This window comes from Acinetobacter sp. YH12231, assembly GCF_013417755.1.
GTDB classification, from domain to species: Bacteria; Pseudomonadota; Gammaproteobacteria; order Pseudomonadales; family Moraxellaceae; genus Acinetobacter; species Acinetobacter amyesii.
The window spans coordinates 16,662-38,541 of sequence record NZ_VPDJ01000027.1 but is presented as its reverse complement, the minus strand read 5'-3'; the positions used below and the strand labels follow the sequence as shown (position 1 = coordinate 38,541).

Genomic DNA, 21,880 nt, shown 5'->3' with positions numbered 1-21,880 from the left:
ACTGAGGATCAGAAAGCTTGTTTGAATCGATGTATTTCATCCGCAGATTATGCACGAATGCTAAGAAATCCGGAGTGCAAATATTAACCAAAAAGAAGATCGTTTTTTGATTTATGAAAGAGATCTACTACAACTAATAATTACTACAACGCTGAATAATGATAAGAATCGACATAAAAAACCAGCCGAAGCTGGTTTTTTGTTTATTCACTTATTTCTTTTTACGATCTAGAGCAGGGTCTTTAATTTCAACATAGGCATTGTTGCGTATTTCACGTAACCAGCTGTCCAGTTCAGTGTCAAATTGACGCTCACCTAAAATCTGACGTGCCATACGTTCTTGTACTTCATGTGTCATGTCTTGTTGACGTGTATCTGTTACTTGCAGGATGTGCCAACCAAACTGAGATTGGAAAGGTTTGCTGATTTCACCTTTCGCTGTTGATTTCATCATCGCTTCAAATTCTGGAACCATAACACCTGGGCTAACCCAACCTAAACTACCACCATTGGCAGCAGAACCGGTGTCATTCGAGAATGTTGAAGCCAAGACAGCAAAATCTTCACCTTTTTGCAGGCGGTTATACAAGCTGTCTATCATTTGTTTTGCGTTTTCAGGACTCACCACTTCAGAAGGTTGAATCAAGATATGGCGAGTTTGGTATTGTGGAACAATGGCTTTTTGTTCTCCACTTTTACGGTCGACCAATTTTAAAACATGAACGCCATCACGTACTGAAATTAGTTCAGTGGTTTGACCAACTTGCAAAGGTGCTACACGTGCAGCAAGTTCATCTGGAATATCAGATAAGTTGCGGAAGCCCATATCGGCACCGTCAACTTTAATATCTTTGGTACTGTATTTGCTAGTAATCGCTTTTACATCGTTGCTTGTTGCAAGTTCTTTACGAATTTCTTCCGCAATTTTAACGGCATTATCACTGCTAGCTACACGTACATGTAAGACATGAACTTGATTACCTAACGCAGCTTGACCTTGTGGTGAGCTTAAGAAGTTTTTCACATCTTGGTCACTGATTTGAATGCGAGAAGTGACCAACTGTTGGCGTAGACGTTGTAAAGCGATGTCTTCAGCGATGCGTGCACGTAAACCTGCATAGGTATTTGGCGCAACAGCATCTAATTTTTGCTGAAACGCTTCTAAGCTTGGAGAGCCTGCGTCTTTTGCAACTTTAAGTACAGCTTCATTGAGTGATTTTTCATCCGCTTTGACGTTATAGCGTTTCACTTGTTCAAGCTGTGCTTGGCGCGTAATCAGCTGTTCTAAAGCTTGTTGCTGCAAGTATTCGGTCGGTGGGATGGTTTGTTTTTTTGCTTGAAGTTGGTGAGTAATTTCGGCAATGCTTTGATCAAGATCACTACGTAGAATCACGCTATTGTCAACGACAGCTACAATTTCATCTTTAGGTTGCGCAGCAGCAAATACAGATACAGAAGTCGATAGGCAAAGTGCCAAGGCTGACGCTTTAAAAATTTGTTTTAACTGTTTTGTCTTCATTAACGTTCTGTCCAAGATTGATTAATATTGTTAAAACCCAACACTCGGTTTTCAAGCAAAGAGGTTAATTTATTGTTGAAGCCACCTAAACCTTTTAGGGTGAACTCCGCCATAATGGCACGTTTTGGTTTAACATCTGAAGATGTTACATCATCTAAATCGTTATAGTACGAACGACCATAAACTGAAACACCCCAGCAGCATGACTCGTAGTTCACACCAAGTAAATATTCACGCGCAATACTGTTGTCGAGGTCATATTGTGCATGACCGATAATACGCCAGTTATTGTGAATAGGTTGAATAAACGATGCTACTGCTTGGTCATAGCTGTCTTGGCGGTTCGGAATGTCTTTACGATAGAAATAACCGACATTGTATAAATTGCCTTTATTTCCTGCGTAATACATTTGAATATCGCGCTGAGCATTATCACCATTCGCCATCCATGCAGAATTGGCATTGACACTGATGCTGTCAGATAGTTGGCTAGAAATGCTCACGACAGGGCCAGTATGGCGTTCGGTATCAAATTTATCAGAGACGTTGTTTAGCGTGACGCGGCGGTCTTCAAAATAGAAACTTTGACCAACGCTAGCTTTTAAACGCTCAAGACCTACATCATCAAATAAACTATAGCTTAAGCCTAGAGATGCGAAGTTGTTGTCTTCTAAACGGTCATTACCGTAGAAACGACGCGGGCTAAACAACTGGTCATAGTTAATTGACGCTGTGGTTGAGTCAAAGTTTGGGTTAGTGTCTTGGTTTTTGTATGGAGAATACGCGTAGAAGAAACGTGGCGTTAAAGTTTGTAGATAACGACCTTCGCGCTCCATCACAAGACCCGCATCTAAAGTGAATTGCGGTACAACGACCGATTTACTTTCATTTGATGAGCTGATGTTTTGAGCATTAACGGTGTCTTGATCGTAAATCGTGTTGACATTACGAATCGTTGCTTCAGGAATCACAAATGACCAAGGAGTACGATAGTTATAACGCACACTAAAGTCGTTATAAATACGTGCACCGCTTGGCTCATACATTGGTGAATCGCCAGTGCTGCTTGGAATATTGTTACTACGTAAGTTCTTTTTGAAGTAAGCCGTATCATTGTTAAATTCGTACTGTAAGCCGAGCGGATTACCAACTTTGTAGTTCAGTAGGAATTGCGGCAAGCGCGCATATGGACGGTCTTCATCACTGACAGTTTTATCCAGTGTTTGGAAGTCTTCAACTTTGAGCTGTGCTTTTAGGCCAGGGATACCATTTTTATAATTGAGTTCCCATGCACGGCGTAAGTTTAGGTCAGTTTTTGAGTTTGGATTATTATTGAGATCTGAGAAATAGTCTTTATCAGATGCATAATTGTATTCTAAATTGGTTGTAAATTGATCGTTAATTTTCCAGTTGTGGAGGAAATGTAAGTCTTTACGATCCTGATCATCATACTTTTGGTCGGATGGTAAATAACCACCCCACACCATCCCTGAACCAAAGTTTTCAGTGAGATAGCGGAATTCGCCTTCCATCATTGGACCGCGGTCTGCAATGTAACGTGGTGTGACCGTTGCATCATAGTTTGGTGCAAGGTTTAGGTAAACTGGTACCGCAAGCTCAATACCACCATCATTGGTAAAACCAAAGCTTGGGGTCAAAATACCTGTGGTACGACGGTCATCAATCGGGAAGTTGAAATAGGGCACAGCCATCACAGGTACGTTTTTTACATAAAGTGTTGTCCCCTTGGTTTCGCCACGACCAGTTTCTTGATTCAGCTTAATTTTGTCTGCTTGAATTTTCCACGTTGGTTTTTCATCGGGTGGACAGGTGGTATAAACCGCATTTTCTAATTCAAGGGTTTCGGTTGAAGTACGCGAAATTTTTTCAGCACGACCATGCGCATGCTGCTGTTCAGCAATAAAGAAGCTGTTATTTAAATCACCTTGTTGGGTTTTTAAATTGTAATCAATTGAATCGCTTTGAGAAATCAGCCCTGACTGTGCCATTTGCACGCGGCCAGAAGCATTGGCGTAGGTTTGGGTTTTATCAATTTTGATTTGATCGGCACGAATTTGACGACCTTCTTGGTCAATCAGAACATTACCTTCAAGAATGGAGTCGCCATTCGGGTCAAAATGACCATAGTCTGCGGTAATGGTAGAGGTTGCATCTTCAGGTGCGACTGCTTTCGTTGTTGGAGCAACTGGGGTAATCCAAGTGCCTGTACAAAACGCTGAACTTAATTGATTGGTGTTGCGAATCTGTGCTTCAGGTGCAGATTTATCGACATAATATTGTTCGAAGAACTGCTGCCCAGGGTAAGCTTCTGAAATGTTTTGTTTGAGTTGTTCTGTATCGTCATCCGTGGACGGGTTTGAAACAGGTGCTGCATAGCTTGGTAACGAGCTACCACATAGAAGGGTTAAGATCGCAGTCGCTAAAGGATTAAATTTAAACTGATGCTTCATTTGTCTCATTAACCAGGTATGCTTAATCGCAATTAATTATTGTCGCATCATAGAGAAAAAGTTGATAAGTAGCTACACTTAGCACTTTAAAAACTCAGCCTGTATTAGAATTTATCGCAAATGAATACACAACGTGAACAATTGATACAAACATGGATTTCATCTGTACTCGGTTCAGATCAATTTGAAATTAACTTCTTAGCAGGCGATGCAAGCTTCCGTCGTTATGCACGAATCAAATTGAATAATAAAACATTTATGCTCATGGATGCACCACCAGAAAAAGAAGATTGTGGTCCTTTTGTGTCGATTGATGAATTTTTTGATGCACATGGCGTGCGTGTACCACATATCGTGGCCAAAGACCTCGATCAAGGCTTCTTGTTGTTAGAAGATTTTGGTGATGTTTTGTTGTCTACATTGTTAAATGATCAAACAGTAGACGCACATTATGCTCAAAGTTTTAAACAGTTGATTCAATTACAATCAATTGATGGTGTTGCTCATTTTCCTGCATACGCCTATGAAAAGCTGATTTCTGAAATGGAGCTGTTAACGGATTGGTTGTTGCCATCTTTACAGGTACAACCAACTGCAGAAGAATCGGCACTCATTAAACGTACCTTTGCTATCTTAGCCAATGCTGCATTGGCTCAGCCTCAAGTGATTGTGCATCGTGATTTTCATAGCCGTAATTTGATGGTACTAGATGGTGAGCAAGATCAGGGCGTGATTGATTTCCAAGATGCTGTGATTGGTGCAGATACTTATGATTTGATTTCTATTACACGTGATGCTTATGTGCAGTGGAATGCAGATCGCGTTTATGCATGGTTTAAAACGTTCTATGATTTGCTACCTTCATCGGCTAAAGAAGATCGTAGCTTTGAGCAATTCAAACAAGACGCAGACCTCATGGCGATTCAACGTCATATCAAAATTTTAGGTATTTTTGTGCGCTTATTTGAGCGTGATGGTAAATCGGGTTATCTCAAAGATTTGCCGCGTGTGATGTGGTATTTACTTGAAGAAAGTAAACCGTATGCAGAATTACAACCTTTTATGCAATTTATTCAGGCTAAAGTATTGCCGAAATTTGAAGCCAAATACGGCACTTATGAGGTTGTTGCATAATGAAAGCCATGATTTTAGCGGCGGGTCTCGGAAATCGGATGCGCCCTTTAACATTGTATAAGCCAAAGCCTTTGCTTGAAGTGGGTGGAAAACCACTGATTGTTTGGCATATAGAAAAGCTAAAAAAAATTGGCGTAACTGAAATCATCATCAATTCTGCATGGCTTGCAGATATATTGATTGGTACTTTGGGCGATGGCTCGCAGTTTGGTGTGGATATTCGCTGGACACGTGAAGCAGAAGGCTTGGAAACAGCCGGTGGTATTATTAATGCCTTACCTTTGCTTGGGACAGAACCGTTTATTTTAGTCAATGGTGACGTTTGGACGACCTACGATTTTTCAGCCTTGCTCAATGTTGAGCTAAAAGATGACTTGGCACACTTGGTCTATGTGACTAACCCAACGCAACATCCAAAGGGTGATTTTATCTTGGATGCAGGGCGTAGTTATACCTTTGAGCAAGAACATACAGGCGAGGCACTCACCTATAGCGGGATCGCAGTTATACATCCAAACATGTTTGATGGATTGGAAGCGGGTAAGCGTCCGCTCGCACCATTATTGAAACAAGCCATGTTGGATGGAAAAATTTCTGCAGAGAAAATGCAAACTGCGTGGGTTGATGTTGGCACACCTGAGCGTTTAAGTGATCTAGATCTACAGATTCGCCAAGGCATGTACGATTAAGTGCATATTCGCTAAGCGTTAGCTACTGTTCCACGGCTTAGAAATCGGTATACTTCAGTTAATTTTTATTGAGATGTCTTCTTTATGCATCCTTTTTTTCAAGACTTAAAGCAAGGTAGTCAAAAGCTTGGCTTAGATTTGAGTGAAGAAGCATTAAATCTATTGCTGAAATACCAAGATGCCCTAGTGCTGTGGAACAAAGCGTATAACTTGACCGCTATTCGTGATCCTAAAGAAATGTTGGTTAAGCATTTATTGGATAGCTTAAGTATCCTAAATGATTTGCCTGCAGGTCGTTTATTGGATATCGGTACGGGTGGTGGCATGCCGGGCATGATCATTGCACTGTGTCAGCCTGAACGTGAATGTGTGCTTTTAGATGCCAACGGTAAAAAAATTCGATTCTTAAAACAATTTATTGCTGACTTAAAACTAAAAAATGTCATTGCGGTACAAACACGTGTCGAAAATGAAGACAGCATTAATGAACTGGGGCAGTTTGATGTGATTACCAGTCGTGCTTTTGCATCGTTAACGGATTTTGTGGATGCGTCTAAACCGTATATGCATGCGCAAAGTATTATCGCGTCGATGAAAGGCTTAATTCCTGAAGAAGAAGTTGAAACACTAAAAAGTGATTTCAAGATTGATATCGTTGCATTAAAAGTTCCACGACTTGATGAGCAGCGTCATTTAATTTTTCTTAAACGTATTTAAAATTTTCAAAGGACTGGGGTTACCATGGCTCAAATTATTGCGATTGCAAACCAAAAGGGTGGCGTAGGTAAAACCACAACGGCTGTGAACTTGGCTGCATCTTTAGCCATATTAAAAAAACGAGTTTTACTTGTGGACATGGATTCACAAGGCAATGCCACGATGGGTTCGGGCATTCAAAAAAATGATTTGCTGTATTCAGTCACAGATGTCTTACTCGGCGAAGTGCCGATTGAAACCGCCATATATAAAGCGGAAGTGGGCTATAAAGTTTTAGGTGCAAACCGTGACTTGGCCGGTGTTGAACTGGCGATTGCGGATCAAGACGGTCGTGAGTTTATTTTGCGTGAAGCGTTGGCAAGTGTTGAAAAAGACTTCGACTATATTATTGTCGATTGTGCGCCAAGTTTAAGTTTGATCACTGTCAATGCACTTGCAGCGGTACGTGCGGTGCTGATTCCAATGCAGTGTGAATATTATGCATTGGAAGGTTTGGCTGACTTAACCCAAACCATTGACCGTATTCAGCAAGCTTTAAACCCAGATCTAGAGATCGTGGGTGTGCTTCGTACCATGTACGATGCGCGTAATGCCTTAACACGTGATGTGTCTGCTGAGCTTGAACAATACTTCGGTCAGAAACTTTATGACACGGTCATTCCGCGAAATATTCGTTTGGCTGAAGCGCCTGCGCACGGTTTACCAGTAATTTATTTTGAAAAAAGCTCGAAGGGTGCAGTTGCTTATTTGAACTTGGCAGCTGAGATGTTAAAAAAAACCAAAGTAAAAAAAGGAACTAAAGCATGACCGTAAAAAAACGCGGACTGGCTAAAGGTCGTGGTCTGGATGCCTTACTCGGCTCAATTCAAAAAGAAAAACTACAGCTCGAAGCAAAAGCTTTAGATCATGGACAGTTAAAACAAATTGATGTGCATTTATTGAAACGCGGCGAGTATCAACCGCGTCGTTTCATTAAAGAACAAGATTTACAAGAACTTGCTGCATCGATTGAAAAGCATGGTGTCATGCAGCCAATCGTCATTCGTCCTGTCGAAGATGAAAAGCATCCCTACGAAATTATTGCTGGTGAGCGTCGTTGGCGTGCAGCTCAGCTTGCAGGTTTAACTGAAGTACCTGCCATTGTTCGTGACTTGAGTGATCAAGTTGCCATTGCTTTGGCATTGATTGAAAACATTCAACGTCAAGATTTGAACCCAATCGATCAAGCCATGGCTTTGCAACGCTTCCATGACGAGTTTGGTTTAAGTCATCAAGAGATTGCCGACACGGTCGGTAAAGCACGGACCACGATTAGTAACTTACTACGCCTCTTGTCTTTAGCGGATCAAGTCAAAGACTTTATGCAGCAAGGTTTGCTCGATATGGGGCATGCACGTGCGATCTTGACGCTAAAAGCCAAAGATCAGTTGAAAGTTGCTGAAATGGTGATTGAAAAAAGTATGTCTGTACGTCAAACCGAACAATTTGTTCGTGATTTGAATGCACCAAAACAACAAAAAGCGAAACCAAGTGTTTCATCAGACATTCAGCAACTGACACAACGTCTCTCTGATCGTTTCAGTGCAGATGTGAAAATTGATCATAATAAACAAGGGAAAGGCAAGCTGGTGATTAGCTACCATACTCTTGAAGAGCTAGATGGCATTTTAAATATTTGTCTAGCTGAATAATTTTTAAATTCGATTTATTGGGGAAAATCAAATGTGGGAATTAGTCAAAGCGGGCGGGTGGTTAATGATCCCGCTCGTCATTTGTTCGATCTTTACGGTAGCCATTACCATTGAGCGCTTTATTCGTTTAAAGAAATCAATGGTGTTGCCAAAAGACTTGATGATGAATGTGAACACATCAGTGAAAGATGTGGTGCAGCAGCTAAAGCAAAGTCCAACTTTACAACAAAGTACATTGGGTCGTGTATTGGGCGCAGGTTACGCTAGTAAAGATCAAAACGAGCAATATGCACGTGCGCAAATGGAAGTCACAGCGTCACAAGAAATTGGTTATTTAGAAAAAAATATCAACTTTTTGGGCACTTTAAGCGCTGTTGCACCTTTACTAGGTTTGTTGGGTACGGTGATCGGTATTATTGAAGCATTCTTAATGATTGATATAGGCACCAATAGTGATCCAGTATTGATGATGCCGGGTATTTCTAAAGCCTTGATTACCACTGCTGCCGGTATGTTAATTGCGGTACCTGCATTATTTGCACATCGCTATTTCCAACGTTTGGTTCAGGAATATGTGGCTGAGTTAGAACAGCAGTCGACATTATTTCATGCCGCTTTGTTTTATAAAAAAACACCTGAAGTAGAAAGTCAGGACATTCAGAAAGCCAGCTGAGTGGAGACTGCGCATGAAATTTAAACGTCGTCAGGTTGAAGATATTCATATCAACCTCACACCGATGATTGACTGTTTGATGTTCATTTTGGTGTTCTTGTTGCTCTCGACTACCTTTAACCAGATGAGTCGAATGAACCTGACTTTGCCAGATGCACAGGGTGTTCCACCTAAAAACTATGATCAAAAGATTGAAGTTGTGGTGGATTCAACAGGACATTATTCTGTCAATGGTCAGTCATTGGCGAGTAAAGAAGTCTCTGATTTGAATACTGCAATTAAACAGACAGCCAATGATCGTCGTGATTTAATGTTTGTGATTGCAGCAGATGCAAAAGCAACACATCAGGATGTGATTCGGGTGATGGATGTTGCAGGTCAACTTGGATTTGTGAATATCAACATCAGTACCAAAGTTCCAACTCGAGGTTATTAGTGAAGCACGATTTTAAGGTCTATTTACGCCTATTAAGTTATTTAAAACCTTTTTGGGGAATCGGCCTGCTGGTTTTGCTTGGTTTCGGTATTAATGCTGCGACAGAAGTTTCTGTCGCAAAATTATTGGAACGCATTATTGAAGCCATTCAAAACAAAGATCAAAGCTTTACAACCTTATTTCCACTCTTGGTGGTTTTATTGATGTTCTTCCGTGGACTCGGTTTGTTCATGGGGGGATATTTTACCGCAGTGATTTCTCGAAACTTAATCTTTAATATTCGTCAGCAAGTGTTCGCAAAACTCATGCGTTTGCCTTCGCAATATTATTTAGATAATTCGAGCGGTCATATCACTGCAAAAATTATGTATAACGTTGAACAGTTGACGGCAGCATCATCTGAGTCACTGAAAACGATTGTACAACAGGGTCTGATTACCATCGCATTATTGGGTTATTTGCTCTATACCAACTGGCGTTTAACTCTATGTATTTTGATTTTTGGCCCAATTATTGGTCTGATTATCCGTAAAGCATCCAAGCGCATGCGTAAATTATCCATGCAAGTGCAAAGTACCATGGGTGATGTTAACCATGTGGTGCAAGAGACAGTGCAAGGCAACCTAGTGGTTAAGGGCTTTGCAGGGCAAGATTATGAACAAAAACGTTTTTATGAAAGCTCAATGGAGAACTTACGCCGCGGCTTAAAAATGGTTGTGGTGCAACAACTCAATAGCCCAATTGTTCAGCTGATTATGTCGATCGCGCTCAGTATCGTGATGTATATCGCGCTACGCCCTGAGATTTTACAAGATACATCAGCAGGTGAGTTTGTTGCCTATATCACTGCCGCAGGTATGTTGAGTAAGCCGATTAAAACCTTAACGGATGTCAATGAAAAACTGCAACGAGGCATGGCGGCAGCTTATTCAGTTTTTGAATTGCTCGATATGCCAGAAGAGGTGAATAACGGCACGCTGAAGCCTGCTTTAAAAGGCGAAATCGAATTTAAAAATGTCAACTTGATCTATGCCGATGGTCACCATGCGATTCATGACTTCAATTTAAAAGTCAATGCAGGACAAACCGTTGCATTGGTTGGACGTTCGGGTGCAGGTAAAACCTCACTGGTTAATCTGTTGGTACGTTACCAAGAGGTGTCATCAGGACAATTGTTGCTTGATCAGCATGATATTCACGACATAGAACTCAATAGCTTGCGTACTCAGATTTCGATGGTCAATCAGCAAGTGGTTTTGTTTAACCGTACTGTGCGTGAAAATATCGCTTATGGTCAGCTCGAGCATGCAACTGATGAGCAAGTCATTGCTGCTGCCAAAGCTGCATTTGCACATGATTTTATTATGGATTTACCGCAAGGTTATGACACACCATTGGGTGCCCAAGGTTTAAATCTATCAGGTGGTCAACGTCAACGGATTGCGATTGCACGTGCCATTTTGAAAAATGCACCGATCTTAATTTTAGATGAAGCGACCAGTGCGCTAGATAACGAATCTGAATTTTTTATTCAGCAAGCATTTGACGCTGCGATGCAAGATCGTACCACGATCGTGATTGCGCATCGTTTATCGACCATTGAAAATGCAGACTGTATTGTAGTGATGGATAAAGGGCGTATTATTGAACAAGGTTCTCATACGGAATTGATGGCACAACGTGGTGCATATTACCAACTTCATCAGCGTAATTTTGAGGAAAATTAAGACATGTCTTTTGCACAATTGATTCAGGATGCTTGGAATGAACAGGCAAAGTGGCTCGTTGTGTTTAGACCTTTGTCATGGCTTTATCGTGGCGGCTTTTTACTCAATAAAAAACTCTATCAATCAGGTATTAAGCAAAGTTATAAAGCGCCTATTCCAGTCATGGTCATTGGAAACATCACAGTCGGTGGAAGTGGTAAAACCCCATTGCTCATTCATTTGGTCAGTTATTTGAATAGCTTAAAGCTGCGTGTTGGTGTGATCAGTCGTGGCTATGGTGGTCAAGGACCATTTCCGGCCTATGTGGATTTAGACTCGACGGCTGAAATCGTGGGTGATGAACCGAGCTTAATCGTTCAGTCTACAGGTGTGCCAATGGCGGTCGGTCCAAATCGCCAGCAAAGTATTGAGTTGCTACTATCCAAGCATGAATTGGATTTGATCATCTGTGATGATGGTTTGCAGCATTGGGCACTTCAACGTCAGTTGGAGTGGATCGTGCTGGATAATAACCGTGGTTTAGGCAATGAAAAATTATTACCTGAAGGTTATTTGCGTGAACCGAAAAAGCGTCTTGCCAGTGGAACGGTCATTGAGCATTCAGCAGATCCAAGTTCTCCACTGAATATGCACCTAGAAGCGGCGCAACCTTATTTGCTCAATAAAGATCTTGTGACGACATTTGATGCAAATAAAGATTTTTATGCTGTGGTGGGTATCGGCTTTCCGCAACGCTTTTATAAAACCTTAGAAAATATGGGGATTCATCAATTTCAATGTCATGAATTCCCAGATCATTATGAATATGAACTGAGTGATTTGCAGTTTGAAGATGCCAATCCCATCATTACCACTGAAAAAGATGCAGTTAAAATTTTAGCGATCCTCAAAAATAATCCAGATTTTAAAAGAGAAATATGGGTTGTTCCTGTAGATGCAGTGTTGTCACCTGCGTGTTATGAAACTTTGCATGCGCAGTTGAAACAACTGGGTCTGAAACTTCCCGAAGGCATTTAATTTATGAAACATATTGTTATTCCTGCACGTTTTTCAAGTTCACGTTTACCGGGTAAGCCTTTACTTGAAATTCATGGCCGTCCGATGATTTTACGTGTGGTCGATCAAGCCAAAAAAGTTGCAGGATTCGATGACCTTTGTGTCGCTACAGATGATGAGCGTATTGCAGCAGTATGTCGTGCGGAAGGGGTTGATGTGGTATTGACCTCTGCAGAACATCCATCTGGTACAGATCGTTTAAGTGAAGTTGCACGCATCAAAGGTTGGGCGAGTGATGACATTATTGTCAATGTGCAAGGTGATGAACCTTTGCTTCCTGCTCAATTGGTAAAACAAGTTGCACAATTACTTGTTGATCAGCCGACATGTTCAATGTCGACACTCTGCGAGCCGATTCATAGTCTAGATGAGTTTCAACGTGACAGCATCGTCAAAGTGGTGATGTCAAAGCACAATCAAGCGCTGTATTTCAGCCGTGCGACTATTCCTTATGACCGTGATGGTGCAAAGCAAGTAGAACAAACCTTGCATGATCAAGCCTTTCGTCATTTAGGACTTTATGCATACCGCGTAAAACTGCTACAAGAATATGTCACTTGGGATATGGGTGTACTAGAAAAATTAGAAAGCCTTGAACAATTACGTGTTTTGGAAAATGGTCACCGTATTGCCATTGCTGTGGCAGAAGCGAACCTACCACCTGGCGTAGACACTCAAGCTGACCTTGATCGTTTGAACCAAATGGATGTTTCAAACTTCGAATAAGGTTAAACGATTTATGCAAAATGACATTGTGGCGCAAGTGTACCCTTGGCAGCAAAATACATGGAATACATTAACCAGCCGTTTTCCACAACTGGGGCATGGCGTGCTTTTGTATGGCAAAAAAGGCTGTGGTAAAGAGGCATTTGCAAAACAATTTCTTGCTTGGGTGCTGTGTCAAAAACGTGATGAGCGAACTGAGCCATGTGGTGAGTGTGGGAGTTGTCAGTGGTTAAAGTCAGATACACATCCAAATTTTGTCCACATCAGTACAGATGAAGACAATAAAAAGCAAAATGCCAAAATTAAAATCGAAAAAATTCGTGATTTATTGCCCTTTGTACAACAAACCGTGGATGGTTGGCGAGTTGTGTTGATTGAGCCTGCTGAAGCATTAAACATTGCGTCATCGAATGCTTTGTTGAAGACACTGGAAGAGCCGGGCGAACGGATTGTGATTATGTTGTTGGCAGAGCATTATTTGAAATTGCCAGCAACAATTCGCAGTCGAATGCAGCACTATGCATTGGATCGTATCGAACCAGAACAATCACAACTTTATTTACAGCAGCATTTGCCCGATAGTGGTGAAACCCAGCGCAAAGTTCTCATGAACTTAGCTAGTCAAATGCCATTACAAGCGATTTCATTGGCAAGTAGTGAATGGCTAAATATGCGCCAAGAGTTTCTACAAGATTGGCAAAAACTTGTGACACAAAAAAATATGCCGATGGCAATTGCGACCAAGTGGAATAAAGCTCTGAGTTTTAGTGATTTTAGTCAAATGTTTGAATACTTGTTGTCCGATATAATTTGTGTCAAGCTAAATCAATCCATAAAAAATATAGATTTGGATTTTGGGGTGTTGGCAGAGCAATATTCGCTCGAAACACTCTTTGGGATTTATACAGAATTACAGCAGTCTAAGCGGTTCATCGAGCAGAACGTACAGGGGAATCTGGTCGTAGATGAGCTTTGCATCAAACTGATGAATGTTTAATTAAGGGGAAACATCATGCAACCACGTATGGGCGGGATCGTTCACGCTAATATTCCAGATGTGGAAACACTTTTTGCGAGCTACATGCCTTATGTCGTTGGTGGCGGTTTATTTGTACCATCAAAGCAAGCTGTGAAAATGGGTGATGAGGTTTTCTTATTGGCGACTTTGCCTGAACAAAGTATAAAAATTCCTTTGACAGGAAAAGTGATTTGGATTTCGCAAAAGCAAAATGGCATTAAACCACAAGGCTTTGGAATTCAATTAAGCGGCGAAAAAGGCGTTTATTTCAAAACAGAAGCAGAACGTTTACTTGCAGGGCTTAAATCTGAGGGGCGTAGAAGTTACACTATGTAGTTACAACAGTGAAGACTTGTAGGTACATATTGTGTTTGTAGATACCCATTGCCATTTAACCATGCTCGACCTAAGCCCTTATGAGGGTAATTTAGATCTTGCATTGGATCAGGCTCGTCAAGCCGGGGTCTCAAAATTTATGAGTATCTCGGTTGATCTAGATGACCATATCGAACTTTCAAAAATTGCTTCACGTCATGCCGATGTGGGTTATTCCGTTGGGGTACACCCATGTGAAGATCCTGCAACGATGGCTCGGGCAACAGAAGAATATCTCATTGAATTAGCACAACCTGAAAAGGTTTGGGCGATTGGTGAAACAGGGCTGGACTATTTTCATAGTACCGACTTTGTTGCAGAGCAAAAAGAATGTTTTGCCCGCCATATTCGCGCATCGCAAGCCGTGAAAAAACCGGTGGTTGTACATACTCGTTCTGCAAAGCATGATACGGTGGATATTATCCGTGCAGAGAAATCCACTCACGGGATTTTGCATTGTTTTACTGAAGATTGGGAAACAGCAAAAGCGGTCTTAGATTGTGGATATTACGTGTCATTTTCAGGCATTGTTTCTTTTAAAAATGCACAAGATTTGCGTGATGTGGCCAAGCAAGTACCATTGGATCGAGTGCTGATTGAAACTGATAGTCCATACCTTGCACCGATGCCCTATAGAGGAAAGTCTAATGAACCAAAATACGTTCCCTATGTAGCCAAAGCCTTAAGTGATGTATATGATAAGTCAATTGAAGAGATGGCTTTCATTACAATGCAAAACTTTGAAAATCTCCTCAATCTTAAGTAAATAATTTGAATTGATATAAGAGTAAGAGAGTATAGGGTGAAGATGGATCGTCAAGCTCAGTTTAGAGCAAGAGAAGCATTAATTTTCCAAGTGGCAGAGCAACTGCTATTGGAAAATGGCGAAGCAGGGATGACACTAGATGCGCTAGCGGCAGAACTCGACTTGGCAAAAGGGACGTTATATAAACATTTCCAAAGTAAAGATGAACTATATATGTTGCTCATTATTCGTAATGAACGCATGTTATTGGAAATGATTAAAGACACCGATAAAGCTTTTCCTGAACACCTTGCTTTCTTTATGTTGCATCACTTACATCACCCAGAACGTACAGTGTTGTTTCATCAAATTGAAGAGCGTTTATCGACAACGGGTGTGGGTATTCAACACTTGTTTAGTGAACTTTATCAAGTGCGCAAACAGCGTCTAAGATTGATCATTCGTATGACTGAGCGTTATTTGGAGTCGATTCAAAGTAGCATGCCAGTACGTGATTATCTTGCTTCGATTTGGTCACTTACACATGGCGCCGCAGCAATTTTGAACTCTAGTTTTTATCAGCGTTATTTGGGTTCAAGAGACACCTTGCGGGTTGCTTATATTGATCAAGCCTTGGCCTTACCAAAACAAGTGCATGCGGTTGCTCAATTCGCTTAAAGGCTGTTTATGAAAATAGCATCACCATCATCGGTTCGTGGCTTCACCCTCGTTGAATTGATGGTGGTGATTGTGATTATGGGCATCATGGCCTCATTGGTGCTTTTGAATATCGGTGGGACAGATCAACGCAAAGCCATGCAAGCACGCGAAGTGTTTGTAATGGATCTGAAACGAATATTACGTGATGCAAATGATCAAGCTTTGATATTGGCCTTACAGCAAAAAGCTGGAACGGATGTCAACACGCAAAGCTATGCGGTACAAGAATATTTACCAGAACAAAAACGTGTAGAAAATAGTATTTTAAATCAGAACAATAAATGGCAAAACTATAAAGATTTTGAAACCCGAGTATTACCTGAAAATGTCTCTTTTACGATTCAGCCTTTAGATCAACAGTATGAAAATGCTAATAATGATGATTTGTTAAATACCAATGCACCCAAGTTGATTTGGTTGGGTAATGGTGAGGTAAAGCCTGTGCGTATACAGTTTTATTTTGAAGAACGTCCCATTGGTAATGAAATCGAAATCGATCATTTAGGGAAAGTTAATGCGGGCTAAAGGGTTTACGCTACTTGAAGTCATGGTGGCATTGGCGATTTTTGCTACTGCGGCAATGGCTTTGTCTAATGTTGCGATGCAATATACGCAGTCGACAGCACACGCAATTTTAAGAAATAAAGCACAATTTGTCGCGCTGAATGAAATCGCTAAGATGGAAATCAATCGTGAATGGATGACAGGTACTGCATCTAAACAAGTCACTGAACAAGGCGAACAATGGCAAATTGACAAAAAAGCCCAAGCCACCATTAGTCCAAATGTACAACGTATCGATATCCAAGTGAGTTTGATGAATGCTGAAACTGGGGATGTAGAAGCGGGGATTAGTAGTTTAGTGTTCTTTAACTATAAGGCTCCGTTGGATGAAAATAATAACTAGAAAAAAACGTACATCTCAAGATATGCCTGTGCTTGTGCAGCAAGGAATGAAGAATCAAGCAGGATTTACCTTAGTTGAACTTTTGGTTGCGATTGCCATTTTTGCAGTACTATCTGCATTGGGCTGGAAGGTTTTTGATTATGTCTCGAAAGTGAAAGAACGAAACGCAACCCATGAGGCACGGCTCAGTCAGTTGCAAGATGCCCATCAGCAGATACTCAGAGACACGGTACAAGCTGTGCCTTTAACTGCCAATATTAATGGAGATATTCAACCAGCGCTGGTGTTGCAAAATGGCCGATTTAATTTCAGTAAGACTGGTGTCACTGACCCATTAAATCAGGGTATTGCACCTGATGAGCGAGTGGAATATCAATACAAAGCTGATGAAAAAAAATTGTATCGGCTAAAGTTTAAAAATCTAAACCAAACGGGGCATGATCAGCCAGATTCGAGTGTGTTACTAGATAATGTAGAGCAATTTAAAATCACGGTACTCAATCCAAATGAGTTAGAGAATTGGCCAGATGCTGCCGCTGATTTGAATAATGAAAAAACCATACAACTGTTACCGCGGGGTATCAGGATGCAGCTCACAGTTGATGGGACAAACTACGAATGGTTATTCAGTTTGTTAAATACTGATTTTTTATTGGATAAAAATAAGAATGGTTAACGGTCAGGTAGTAGAGGCATTTGAAGTTCGGAGTTGCTTATGAAACAGCAACGTGGCATCGCTTTGTTAACTATCCTGATGATGGTAGCTTTGGCAACCATAGTTGCAGCAGGCATCGCAAAACAACAAGCCAATACTTCTGAAAATACCGCTTATGTGATGCGCCAAAATCAATCGTTGTTATATGCGAAAAGTGCCGAAGCATTTTTTGCTGAACTTTTGGTGAATGATGCCGAAAATGCAGGGCAGGTGGATCACCTCCAAGAAAATTGGGCTCAGCCTATGCCCGCCTTTCCAGTGGAAGGTGGAACCGTTGCAGGTGTGCTGCAAGACGAATCTGGAAAATTTAACCTCAATAGTTTGGTTTCAGAAGAGGGTGTGGTAAATGACAAAGCAAAATTATGGTTTGAGAAAATATTGCAGCGTGTTGGTTTACCCGCAGAATTAAGTCAAGCCGTGATTGACTGGCAAGATGAAGATGATGAGACCTCTGGCCCAATGGGAGCAGAGCTGGCGTATTATCGTGGTTTAAATAATGCGGCACTACCGCCAAATGCAAAATTCCATAGTGTGGAAGAGCTGAAATCAGTCCGTGGTTTTGACGGTGCTCAATATAAACTAATTGCGCCTTATGTGAGTAGCTTACCTTCGCATGAAACAACGGTAAACATTAATACCGCTCCTGCATTTTTGTTAGCGACCTTGGATGATCGTTTAGATGTCAATGCAGTTGAACAAGCTTTGCAACAAAAAGCAGCCAAATTTGAACATTTCGAAAATATCAATGATTTATGGGCAATGGAGCCATTTGCACAGGTGAGCACAGAAAATAGGGAAGTTTTAAATTCACAATTGGGTGTGCAGTCGAACTATTTTAAAGCGCAAATTGAAATTATTTTAAATGAAAGAAAGCGTCAATTTACCAGTGAGTTAGTGCGAAAAGATAAAGATGTATATGTGGCTTTTCGCAGTATGGCACCATTTTAGGTCTTAAATATCGCTAAATTTTCATGATGCCTTTTCCCAATTGTGCTGAACAGCAAAATTAATGCCTCTTGTTAGACTTTTGCATTATAATCTCTAAGAACCCATAGATTATTTGATTGCATTACGACACATGTTAATTCGTAAGTTATTTAAGTTTGAAAACGCGCATATCGTGCGTAATTGCACGTCAGACCGTTGCAAACGTTCCATTCATGGACACAGTTATAAAGTCGAACTATTACTTAAAGCGTCGAAACTTGACCATGGACAAATGGTTTACGATTTCGGTTTGCTCAAAGGGGTAATTAAAGACTTATTTGACAGTTTTGATCACGCGATTTGTTTTTGGCAACACGATGATGCTGAGTACATTCGTGCCTGCAAACAGTTCAGTGCACGTTGGGTCGAACTACCCGTATCGCCCTCAGCGGAACAATTTTCACGAATCTTCTTTTACTTAGCACAACAAGTTCTAAAATCAACAGAAACTCAAAATGGTGAGGGTGATGTTGAGGTGTATTCTGTGATTGTGCATGAGACAGACACAGGCTATGCGCAAAGCTTCTTAGAAGATATCAACAACGCACAAATGGGGTTGTTGCAGTTAGATCAAATCGTCTTCTCCGAACAGGTTCAGTCGGAATGGAACGATACTCAGATGTATGAAAAATTAAAACAGGGTCAAAAATTTTTAAACCCTGCAGTTGATTTACAAATTAGAATTTAAGTAAATATTTGGTTTTATTAGGATTGGTTAACAGTGATGTCTTTAACAGAAGAGCAACAAGCAAAACTCGCTAAAGTGCAGCTTGAGCCTAGCTGGAAATATGCCCTAAGTGAGTTTTTGCTTAGCCCCCGCATGGATGAGTTAAAAGACTTTCTGCTACAACAAATCAAACAGGATAAAGTGATTTATCCACCAAATCCGCTAATTTTTAATGCCTTAAACACGACGCCTATGGCAAATGTAAAGGTGGTGATTTTAGGCCAAGACCCGTATCATGGGCCAAATCAGGCACATGGCTTGAGTTTTTCGGTACAAAAGGGGGTTGCATTACCACCTTCTTTACGTAATATTTTCCATGAGTTAAATACCGACCTTGGGGTGCCTGTGTCAAAACATGGGGACTTAACACGCTGGGCAGAACAAGGTGTTTTGCTTTTAAATGCGGTACTGACTGTTGAGGCTGGGCAACCAACTTCACATCAAAAACGTGGCTGGGAAGATTTTACAGACCATGTGATTGATGTTTTAAATGAACAACGTGAGCATATTGTCTTTATTTTATGGGGGGCATATGCACAGCGTAAGGGACAACGCATTGACCAAAATAAGCACTTGGTGCTAAAAGCCGCGCATCCATCACCTTTGGCTGCAAACCGCGGTGGTTTTTTTGGTTGTAAGGTGTTCTCAAAAAGTAATAATTATCTTAAACAAAATGGCATTGAGCCAATAGACTGGCAGCTGGACGCATGACTTATTCTCCCGTTTCAAAAAATTATCACCCAGATCTGATTGTTGAAGAAGCGAAAAAGGGCTGGCGCATTGTTCGCCTGAATCGCCCAAAATCGCTTCATGCATTAGATGAATCTATCTGTACAGCGTTGCTTGAAGTCTTTCAGGACTTTCAATACGATGATGCAGTAAAAGCGATTTGGTTAGATTCCACTACGCCGAAAGCATTTTGTGCAGGTGGCGATGTACGCAAATTGCGACAATTGGTGGTCAATGATGAAGTTGAAACGGCGAATAAATTCTTTGAACAAGAATATGCCCTAGATTTGCTGCTGCATAACTATGCAAAGCCGATTTTGGTTTGGGGCGAAGGTTATGTCATGGGAGGTGGTTTAGGTCTATTTATGGCTGCACCTTTCCGTTTGGTGACACCTTATTCACGTTTAGCAATGCCTGAGATTAATATCGGTTTGTATCCAGATGTTGGTGCGACGCGTTTCCTCGCTGACCGTGGTGCCATTGGATTGTTTACTGGGTTAACCGGCTCGATTATGACCGCAGCTGGTGCTTATGGTATCGGCTGGGCAACGCATATTTGTGATGCTCAGCGTGATAATGTACTTGAAACTGTCATTAATATTGATTGGGATCATTATCCAGCGGGCGATTTTCGTGCCATTGATGACACTTTAAATAGTATGCATCGTCCTGTGGGGCCGGGGCCATTACAAAACTCGTTAGATGTGATTCAAAGTGTGTGCCGTGGGCATAATTTTGAACATGACTATGAATCAATTATTGGTTTAAGTGATGCGCGCAGTGATTGGTTACGCCAAGCCAGTGAAAATCTACAAAAAGGTTCACCTGCAACCGCCGCATTAACATGGTTGTTGTGGCAGTGGGGCAAGCAAGTGCATTCTTGGAATGAAGTGTTTGAACTGGAAACCCAAATTTCGGATTGGAAAATTCGTCATGCGGACTTTGTGGAAGGTGTGCGCGCCCGCCTAGTCGATAAAGACCTGTCTCCAGAATGGAAAAAAGGTACAGATCTTTCCCTCAAAGGAATTCTGGCTGATGAGCCTCCTGTAACCAATATTGACAGTTGGAATGCGCTGTTAAGACAGTATGGTGTAATTTAATTAATTGATGTCTGAACCAAACTTATATAGTGATGAACACTGGATGCAGCTGGCTTTCGAGCAGGCTGCACAAGCTGCAGAATTGCAAGAAATTCCTGTAGGCGCAGTCATTGTGAGTCAAAATCAAGTCATAGGTGCAGGGTTTAATGCGCCGATTTCTCTGAAAGATCCCACCGCACATGCGGAAGTACAAGCTTTGCGTCAAGCTTGTTTAAATATCGATAATTACCGTTTACCCGATGATGCAACCTTATATGTAACATTGGAGCCATGCACAATGTGTGTGGGTGCTTTGGTACATTCGAGAATTAAACGTGTGGTATTTGCGACGACTGAGCCTAAAGCAGGTTCTTTGGTCAGTTCGCGTCAATTATTAAATTCAGGCTACTATAACCATGTCTTTGAGTTTGAGCATGGTTGCCTACAAGAGCAATGCTCCCAACAATTAAGTGATTTTTTTAAAATGCGTCGTGAACAAAAACGACTGATGAAGTTACAGGAAAAAGCCACTTTGACTGAACTTCATTTAAAAAATCAAGTAAACTCTACTGACAATTAATATTGTCAAATAAAATAGGGTACACCATGAAATCCATTCAAGTAAAAAAAGAATTTAATGCACCGGTCGAGCAAGTTTTTGACTTACTTTCAAAACATTCGACCTATAACGTGGCTTTTGCACCGATTCAAGTGGTGCGTGTCAAAGATTCAGCAGATCCTGAACGTCCTGATGGTGTGGGTTCTGTACGTCGTATGGGCTTTGGGCCAGTGAAGCCGTTACAAGAGCAAATTACCTTACTTGAGCCAAACCAACGCATTGAATATAAGATTATTAAAAACCCACTGGTGAAACATCATTTGGGTGTGATTCAATTCGAAGCGATTGATGCTGCGCGTACTTTAGTCACTTATACGATTGAATTACAGGCGCGTGCGCCATTCGTTAGTCAATTAATCCTTGCGCAACTGAAGTCAGCGATTAAAATTGGTTTTTCAAAACTTGCAAAAACCGTATAAA

At 41.1% G+C, this 21,880-nt stretch carries 25 protein-coding genes; 23 read left to right on the top strand and 2 right to left on the bottom strand.

The window, feature by feature from the left end:
• Nucleotides 1-211: 211 nt before the first annotated feature.
• Both FTV11_RS14670 and FTV11_RS14665 read right to left on the bottom strand, forming a co-directional pair.
• Entirely contained in the window at nucleotides 212-1,519 is a 1,308-nt protein-coding gene (locus FTV11_RS14670) for a peptidylprolyl isomerase (protein WP_180074262.1), read from the bottom strand.
• Entirely contained in the window at nucleotides 1,519-3,990 is a 2,472-nt protein-coding gene (locus FTV11_RS14665) for an LPS-assembly protein LptD (RefSeq protein ID WP_180074259.1), read from the bottom strand. The genes FTV11_RS14670 and FTV11_RS14665 overlap by 1 nt, the downstream gene beginning before the upstream one ends.
• 120 nt (nucleotides 3,991-4,110) lie before the next feature.
• On the opposite strand from FTV11_RS14665, the gene FTV11_RS14660 reads away from it, so the two are divergent.
• The 23 genes from FTV11_RS14660 to FTV11_RS14550 all read left to right on the top strand — a co-directional run bounded on the left by FTV11_RS14660 (nucleotide 4,111) and on the right by FTV11_RS14550 (nucleotide 21,879).
• Nucleotides 4,111-5,124 (top strand): aminoglycoside phosphotransferase family protein, encoded by a 1,014-nt coding sequence (locus tag FTV11_RS14660; protein WP_180074257.1) that lies wholly within the window; start codon nucleotides 4,111-4,113, stop codon nucleotides 5,122-5,124.
• Nucleotides 5,124-5,813, top strand: coding sequence for an N-acetylmuramate alpha-1-phosphate uridylyltransferase MurU (murU, locus tag FTV11_RS14655; protein ID WP_180054586.1), 690 nt, complete (start codon nucleotides 5,124-5,126; stop codon nucleotides 5,811-5,813). The genes FTV11_RS14660 and murU overlap by 1 nt, the downstream gene beginning before the upstream one ends.
• 84 nt (nucleotides 5,814-5,897) lie before the next feature.
• Nucleotides 5,898-6,530: a 16S rRNA (guanine(527)-N(7))-methyltransferase RsmG gene (gene rsmG / locus FTV11_RS14650; RefSeq protein ID WP_180003083.1), complete on the top strand. Its 633-nt coding sequence runs from the start codon at nucleotides 5,898-5,900 to the stop codon at nucleotides 6,528-6,530.
• 24 nt (nucleotides 6,531-6,554) lie between these two features.
• The gene (locus tag FTV11_RS14645; protein ID WP_078188958.1) at nucleotides 6,555-7,337 is read left to right on the top strand and encodes a ParA family protein; all 783 of its coding nucleotides are present in this window, start codon (nucleotides 6,555-6,557) and stop codon (nucleotides 7,335-7,337) included.
• Nucleotides 7,334-8,221 carry a ParB/RepB/Spo0J family partition protein gene (locus FTV11_RS14640; protein ID WP_168378888.1) on the top strand — a complete coding sequence of 296 codons (888 nt, stop codon included), beginning with the start codon at nucleotides 7,334-7,336 and terminating at the stop codon, nucleotides 8,219-8,221. The genes FTV11_RS14645 and FTV11_RS14640 overlap by 4 nt, the downstream gene beginning before the upstream one ends.
• Nucleotides 8,222-8,252: 31 nt before the next feature.
• On the top strand, nucleotides 8,253-8,894 hold the full coding sequence (locus FTV11_RS14635) for a MotA/TolQ/ExbB proton channel family protein (RefSeq protein ID WP_078188956.1): 642 nt from the start codon (nucleotides 8,253-8,255) through the stop codon (nucleotides 8,892-8,894).
• Between the two features lie 13 nt (nucleotides 8,895-8,907).
• Nucleotides 8,908-9,330: a biopolymer transporter ExbD gene (locus tag FTV11_RS14630; RefSeq protein ID WP_078193671.1), complete on the top strand. Its 423-nt coding sequence runs from the start codon at nucleotides 8,908-8,910 to the stop codon at nucleotides 9,328-9,330.
• Entirely contained in the window at nucleotides 9,330-11,057 is a 1,728-nt protein-coding gene (msbA, locus tag FTV11_RS14625) for a lipid A export permease/ATP-binding protein MsbA (protein ID WP_180074254.1), read from the top strand. The genes FTV11_RS14630 and msbA overlap by 1 nt, the downstream gene beginning before the upstream one ends.
• A 3-nt stretch (nucleotides 11,058-11,060) precedes the next feature.
• Complete coding sequence (gene lpxK / locus FTV11_RS14620) at nucleotides 11,061-12,074, top strand: tetraacyldisaccharide 4'-kinase (protein ID WP_078188953.1); 1,014 nt, start codon at nucleotides 11,061-11,063, stop codon at nucleotides 12,072-12,074.
• A gap of 3 nt (nucleotides 12,075-12,077) precedes the next feature.
• A complete protein-coding gene (gene kdsB / locus FTV11_RS14615; RefSeq protein WP_180059026.1) occupies nucleotides 12,078-12,839 on the top strand; it encodes a 3-deoxy-manno-octulosonate cytidylyltransferase in 762 nt (253 codons plus the stop codon).
• A gap of 13 nt (nucleotides 12,840-12,852) precedes the next feature.
• On the top strand, nucleotides 12,853-13,836 hold the full coding sequence (locus FTV11_RS14610) for a DNA polymerase III subunit delta' (RefSeq protein WP_180074252.1): 984 nt from the start codon (nucleotides 12,853-12,855) through the stop codon (nucleotides 13,834-13,836).
• A 15-nt stretch (nucleotides 13,837-13,851) separates the two neighbouring features.
• Complete coding sequence (locus tag FTV11_RS14605) at nucleotides 13,852-14,193, top strand: PilZ domain-containing protein (protein ID WP_111885061.1); 342 nt, start codon at nucleotides 13,852-13,854, stop codon at nucleotides 14,191-14,193.
• Nucleotides 14,194-14,224: 31 nt separating this feature from the next.
• On the top strand, nucleotides 14,225-14,998 hold the full coding sequence (locus tag FTV11_RS14600; RefSeq protein WP_180022528.1) for a TatD family hydrolase: 774 nt from the start codon (nucleotides 14,225-14,227) through the stop codon (nucleotides 14,996-14,998).
• A 42-nt stretch (nucleotides 14,999-15,040) separates the two neighbouring features.
• Nucleotides 15,041-15,655 carry a TetR/AcrR family transcriptional regulator gene (locus FTV11_RS14595; protein WP_168378896.1) on the top strand — a complete coding sequence of 205 codons (615 nt, stop codon included), beginning with the start codon at nucleotides 15,041-15,043 and terminating at the stop codon, nucleotides 15,653-15,655.
• Between the two features lie 9 nt (nucleotides 15,656-15,664).
• Nucleotides 15,665-16,222 carry a type II secretion system protein gene (locus FTV11_RS14590; protein WP_180059029.1) on the top strand — a complete coding sequence of 186 codons (558 nt, stop codon included), beginning with the start codon at nucleotides 15,665-15,667 and terminating at the stop codon, nucleotides 16,220-16,222.
• The gene (gspI, locus tag FTV11_RS14585; protein ID WP_078188947.1) at nucleotides 16,212-16,604 is read left to right on the top strand and encodes a type II secretion system minor pseudopilin GspI; all 393 of its coding nucleotides are present in this window, start codon (nucleotides 16,212-16,214) and stop codon (nucleotides 16,602-16,604) included. The genes FTV11_RS14590 and gspI overlap by 11 nt, the downstream gene beginning before the upstream one ends.
• Nucleotides 16,605-16,650: 46 nt before the next feature.
• Nucleotides 16,651-17,280, top strand: a complete 630-nt coding sequence (gene gspJ, locus FTV11_RS14580; RefSeq protein WP_078193724.1) for a type II secretion system minor pseudopilin GspJ — start codon at nucleotides 16,651-16,653, stop codon at nucleotides 17,278-17,280.
• A 39-nt stretch (nucleotides 17,281-17,319) separates the two neighbouring features.
• On the top strand, nucleotides 17,320-18,267 hold the full coding sequence (gene gspK, locus FTV11_RS14575; RefSeq protein WP_180059030.1) for a type II secretion system minor pseudopilin GspK: 948 nt from the start codon (nucleotides 17,320-17,322) through the stop codon (nucleotides 18,265-18,267).
• A 130-nt stretch (nucleotides 18,268-18,397) separates the two neighbouring features.
• Nucleotides 18,398-18,994: a 6-carboxytetrahydropterin synthase gene (locus FTV11_RS14570; protein ID WP_180022532.1), complete on the top strand. Its 597-nt coding sequence runs from the start codon at nucleotides 18,398-18,400 to the stop codon at nucleotides 18,992-18,994.
• 36 nt (nucleotides 18,995-19,030) lie between these two features.
• Nucleotides 19,031-19,744 (top strand): uracil-DNA glycosylase, encoded by a 714-nt coding sequence (gene ung, locus FTV11_RS14565; protein WP_078193660.1) that lies wholly within the window; start codon nucleotides 19,031-19,033, stop codon nucleotides 19,742-19,744.
• Nucleotides 19,741-20,862, top strand: coding sequence for an enoyl-CoA hydratase/isomerase family protein (locus FTV11_RS14560; RefSeq protein WP_180074250.1), 1,122 nt, complete (start codon nucleotides 19,741-19,743; stop codon nucleotides 20,860-20,862). Before ung ends, FTV11_RS14560 begins: the two co-directional genes overlap by 4 nt.
• A 7-nt stretch (nucleotides 20,863-20,869) precedes the next feature.
• On the top strand, nucleotides 20,870-21,421 hold the full coding sequence (tadA, locus tag FTV11_RS14555) for a tRNA adenosine(34) deaminase TadA (protein WP_180074248.1): 552 nt from the start codon (nucleotides 20,870-20,872) through the stop codon (nucleotides 21,419-21,421).
• Nucleotides 21,422-21,447: 26 nt separating this feature from the next.
• Entirely contained in the window at nucleotides 21,448-21,879 is a 432-nt protein-coding gene (locus tag FTV11_RS14550; protein ID WP_078188937.1) for an SRPBCC family protein, read from the top strand.
• Nucleotide 21,880: the final 1 nt, after the last annotated feature.

What these genes read in the sequence shown, in the direction of transcription:
- lpxK (WP_078188953.1), top strand. Translation starts at nt 11,061, where the DNA reads ATGTCTTTTGCACAATTGATTCAGGATGCTTGGAATGAACAGGCAAAG.
- FTV11_RS14605 (WP_111885061.1), top strand. Translation starts at nt 13,852, where the DNA reads ATGCAACCACGTATGGGCGGGATCGTTCACGCTAATATTCCAGATGTG.
- FTV11_RS14630 (WP_078193671.1), top strand. Translation starts at nt 8,908, where the DNA reads ATGAAATTTAAACGTCGTCAGGTTGAAGATATTCATATCAACCTCACA.
- gspI (WP_078188947.1), top strand. Translation starts at nt 16,212, where the DNA reads ATGCGGGCTAAAGGGTTTACGCTACTTGAAGTCATGGTGGCATTGGCG.
- FTV11_RS14610 (WP_180074252.1), top strand. Translation starts at nt 12,853, where the DNA reads ATGCAAAATGACATTGTGGCGCAAGTGTACCCTTGGCAGCAAAATACA.
- gspK (WP_180059030.1), top strand. Translation starts at nt 17,320, where the DNA reads ATGAAACAGCAACGTGGCATCGCTTTGTTAACTATCCTGATGATGGTA.
- FTV11_RS14570 (WP_180022532.1), top strand. Translation starts at nt 18,398, where the DNA reads ATGTTAATTCGTAAGTTATTTAAGTTTGAAAACGCGCATATCGTGCGT.
- FTV11_RS14640 (WP_168378888.1), top strand. Translation starts at nt 7,334, where the DNA reads ATGACCGTAAAAAAACGCGGACTGGCTAAAGGTCGTGGTCTGGATGCC.
- FTV11_RS14635 (WP_078188956.1), top strand. Translation starts at nt 8,253, where the DNA reads ATGTGGGAATTAGTCAAAGCGGGCGGGTGGTTAATGATCCCGCTCGTC.
- FTV11_RS14560 (WP_180074250.1), top strand. Translation starts at nt 19,741, where the DNA reads ATGACTTATTCTCCCGTTTCAAAAAATTATCACCCAGATCTGATTGTT.
- FTV11_RS14595 (WP_168378896.1), top strand. Translation starts at nt 15,041, where the DNA reads ATGGATCGTCAAGCTCAGTTTAGAGCAAGAGAAGCATTAATTTTCCAA.
- FTV11_RS14590 (WP_180059029.1), top strand. Translation starts at nt 15,665, where the DNA reads ATGAAAATAGCATCACCATCATCGGTTCGTGGCTTCACCCTCGTTGAA.
- tadA (WP_180074248.1), top strand. Translation starts at nt 20,870, where the DNA reads ATGTCTGAACCAAACTTATATAGTGATGAACACTGGATGCAGCTGGCT.
- murU (WP_180054586.1), top strand. Translation starts at nt 5,124, where the DNA reads ATGAAAGCCATGATTTTAGCGGCGGGTCTCGGAAATCGGATGCGCCCT.
- FTV11_RS14670 (WP_180074262.1), bottom strand. Translation starts at nt 1,519, where the DNA reads ATGAAGACAAAACAGTTAAAACAAATTTTTAAAGCGTCAGCCTTGGCA.
- ung (WP_078193660.1), top strand. Translation starts at nt 19,031, where the DNA reads ATGTCTTTAACAGAAGAGCAACAAGCAAAACTCGCTAAAGTGCAGCTT.
- kdsB (WP_180059026.1), top strand. Translation starts at nt 12,078, where the DNA reads ATGAAACATATTGTTATTCCTGCACGTTTTTCAAGTTCACGTTTACCG.
- FTV11_RS14550 (WP_078188937.1), top strand. Translation starts at nt 21,448, where the DNA reads ATGAAATCCATTCAAGTAAAAAAAGAATTTAATGCACCGGTCGAGCAA.
- gspJ (WP_078193724.1), top strand. Translation starts at nt 16,651, where the DNA reads ATGAAGAATCAAGCAGGATTTACCTTAGTTGAACTTTTGGTTGCGATT.
- FTV11_RS14665 (WP_180074259.1), bottom strand. Translation starts at nt 3,990, where the DNA reads ATGAAGCATCAGTTTAAATTTAATCCTTTAGCGACTGCGATCTTAACC.
- FTV11_RS14645 (WP_078188958.1), top strand. Translation starts at nt 6,555, where the DNA reads ATGGCTCAAATTATTGCGATTGCAAACCAAAAGGGTGGCGTAGGTAAA.
- rsmG (WP_180003083.1), top strand. Translation starts at nt 5,898, where the DNA reads ATGCATCCTTTTTTTCAAGACTTAAAGCAAGGTAGTCAAAAGCTTGGC.
- FTV11_RS14660 (WP_180074257.1), top strand. Translation starts at nt 4,111, where the DNA reads ATGAATACACAACGTGAACAATTGATACAAACATGGATTTCATCTGTA.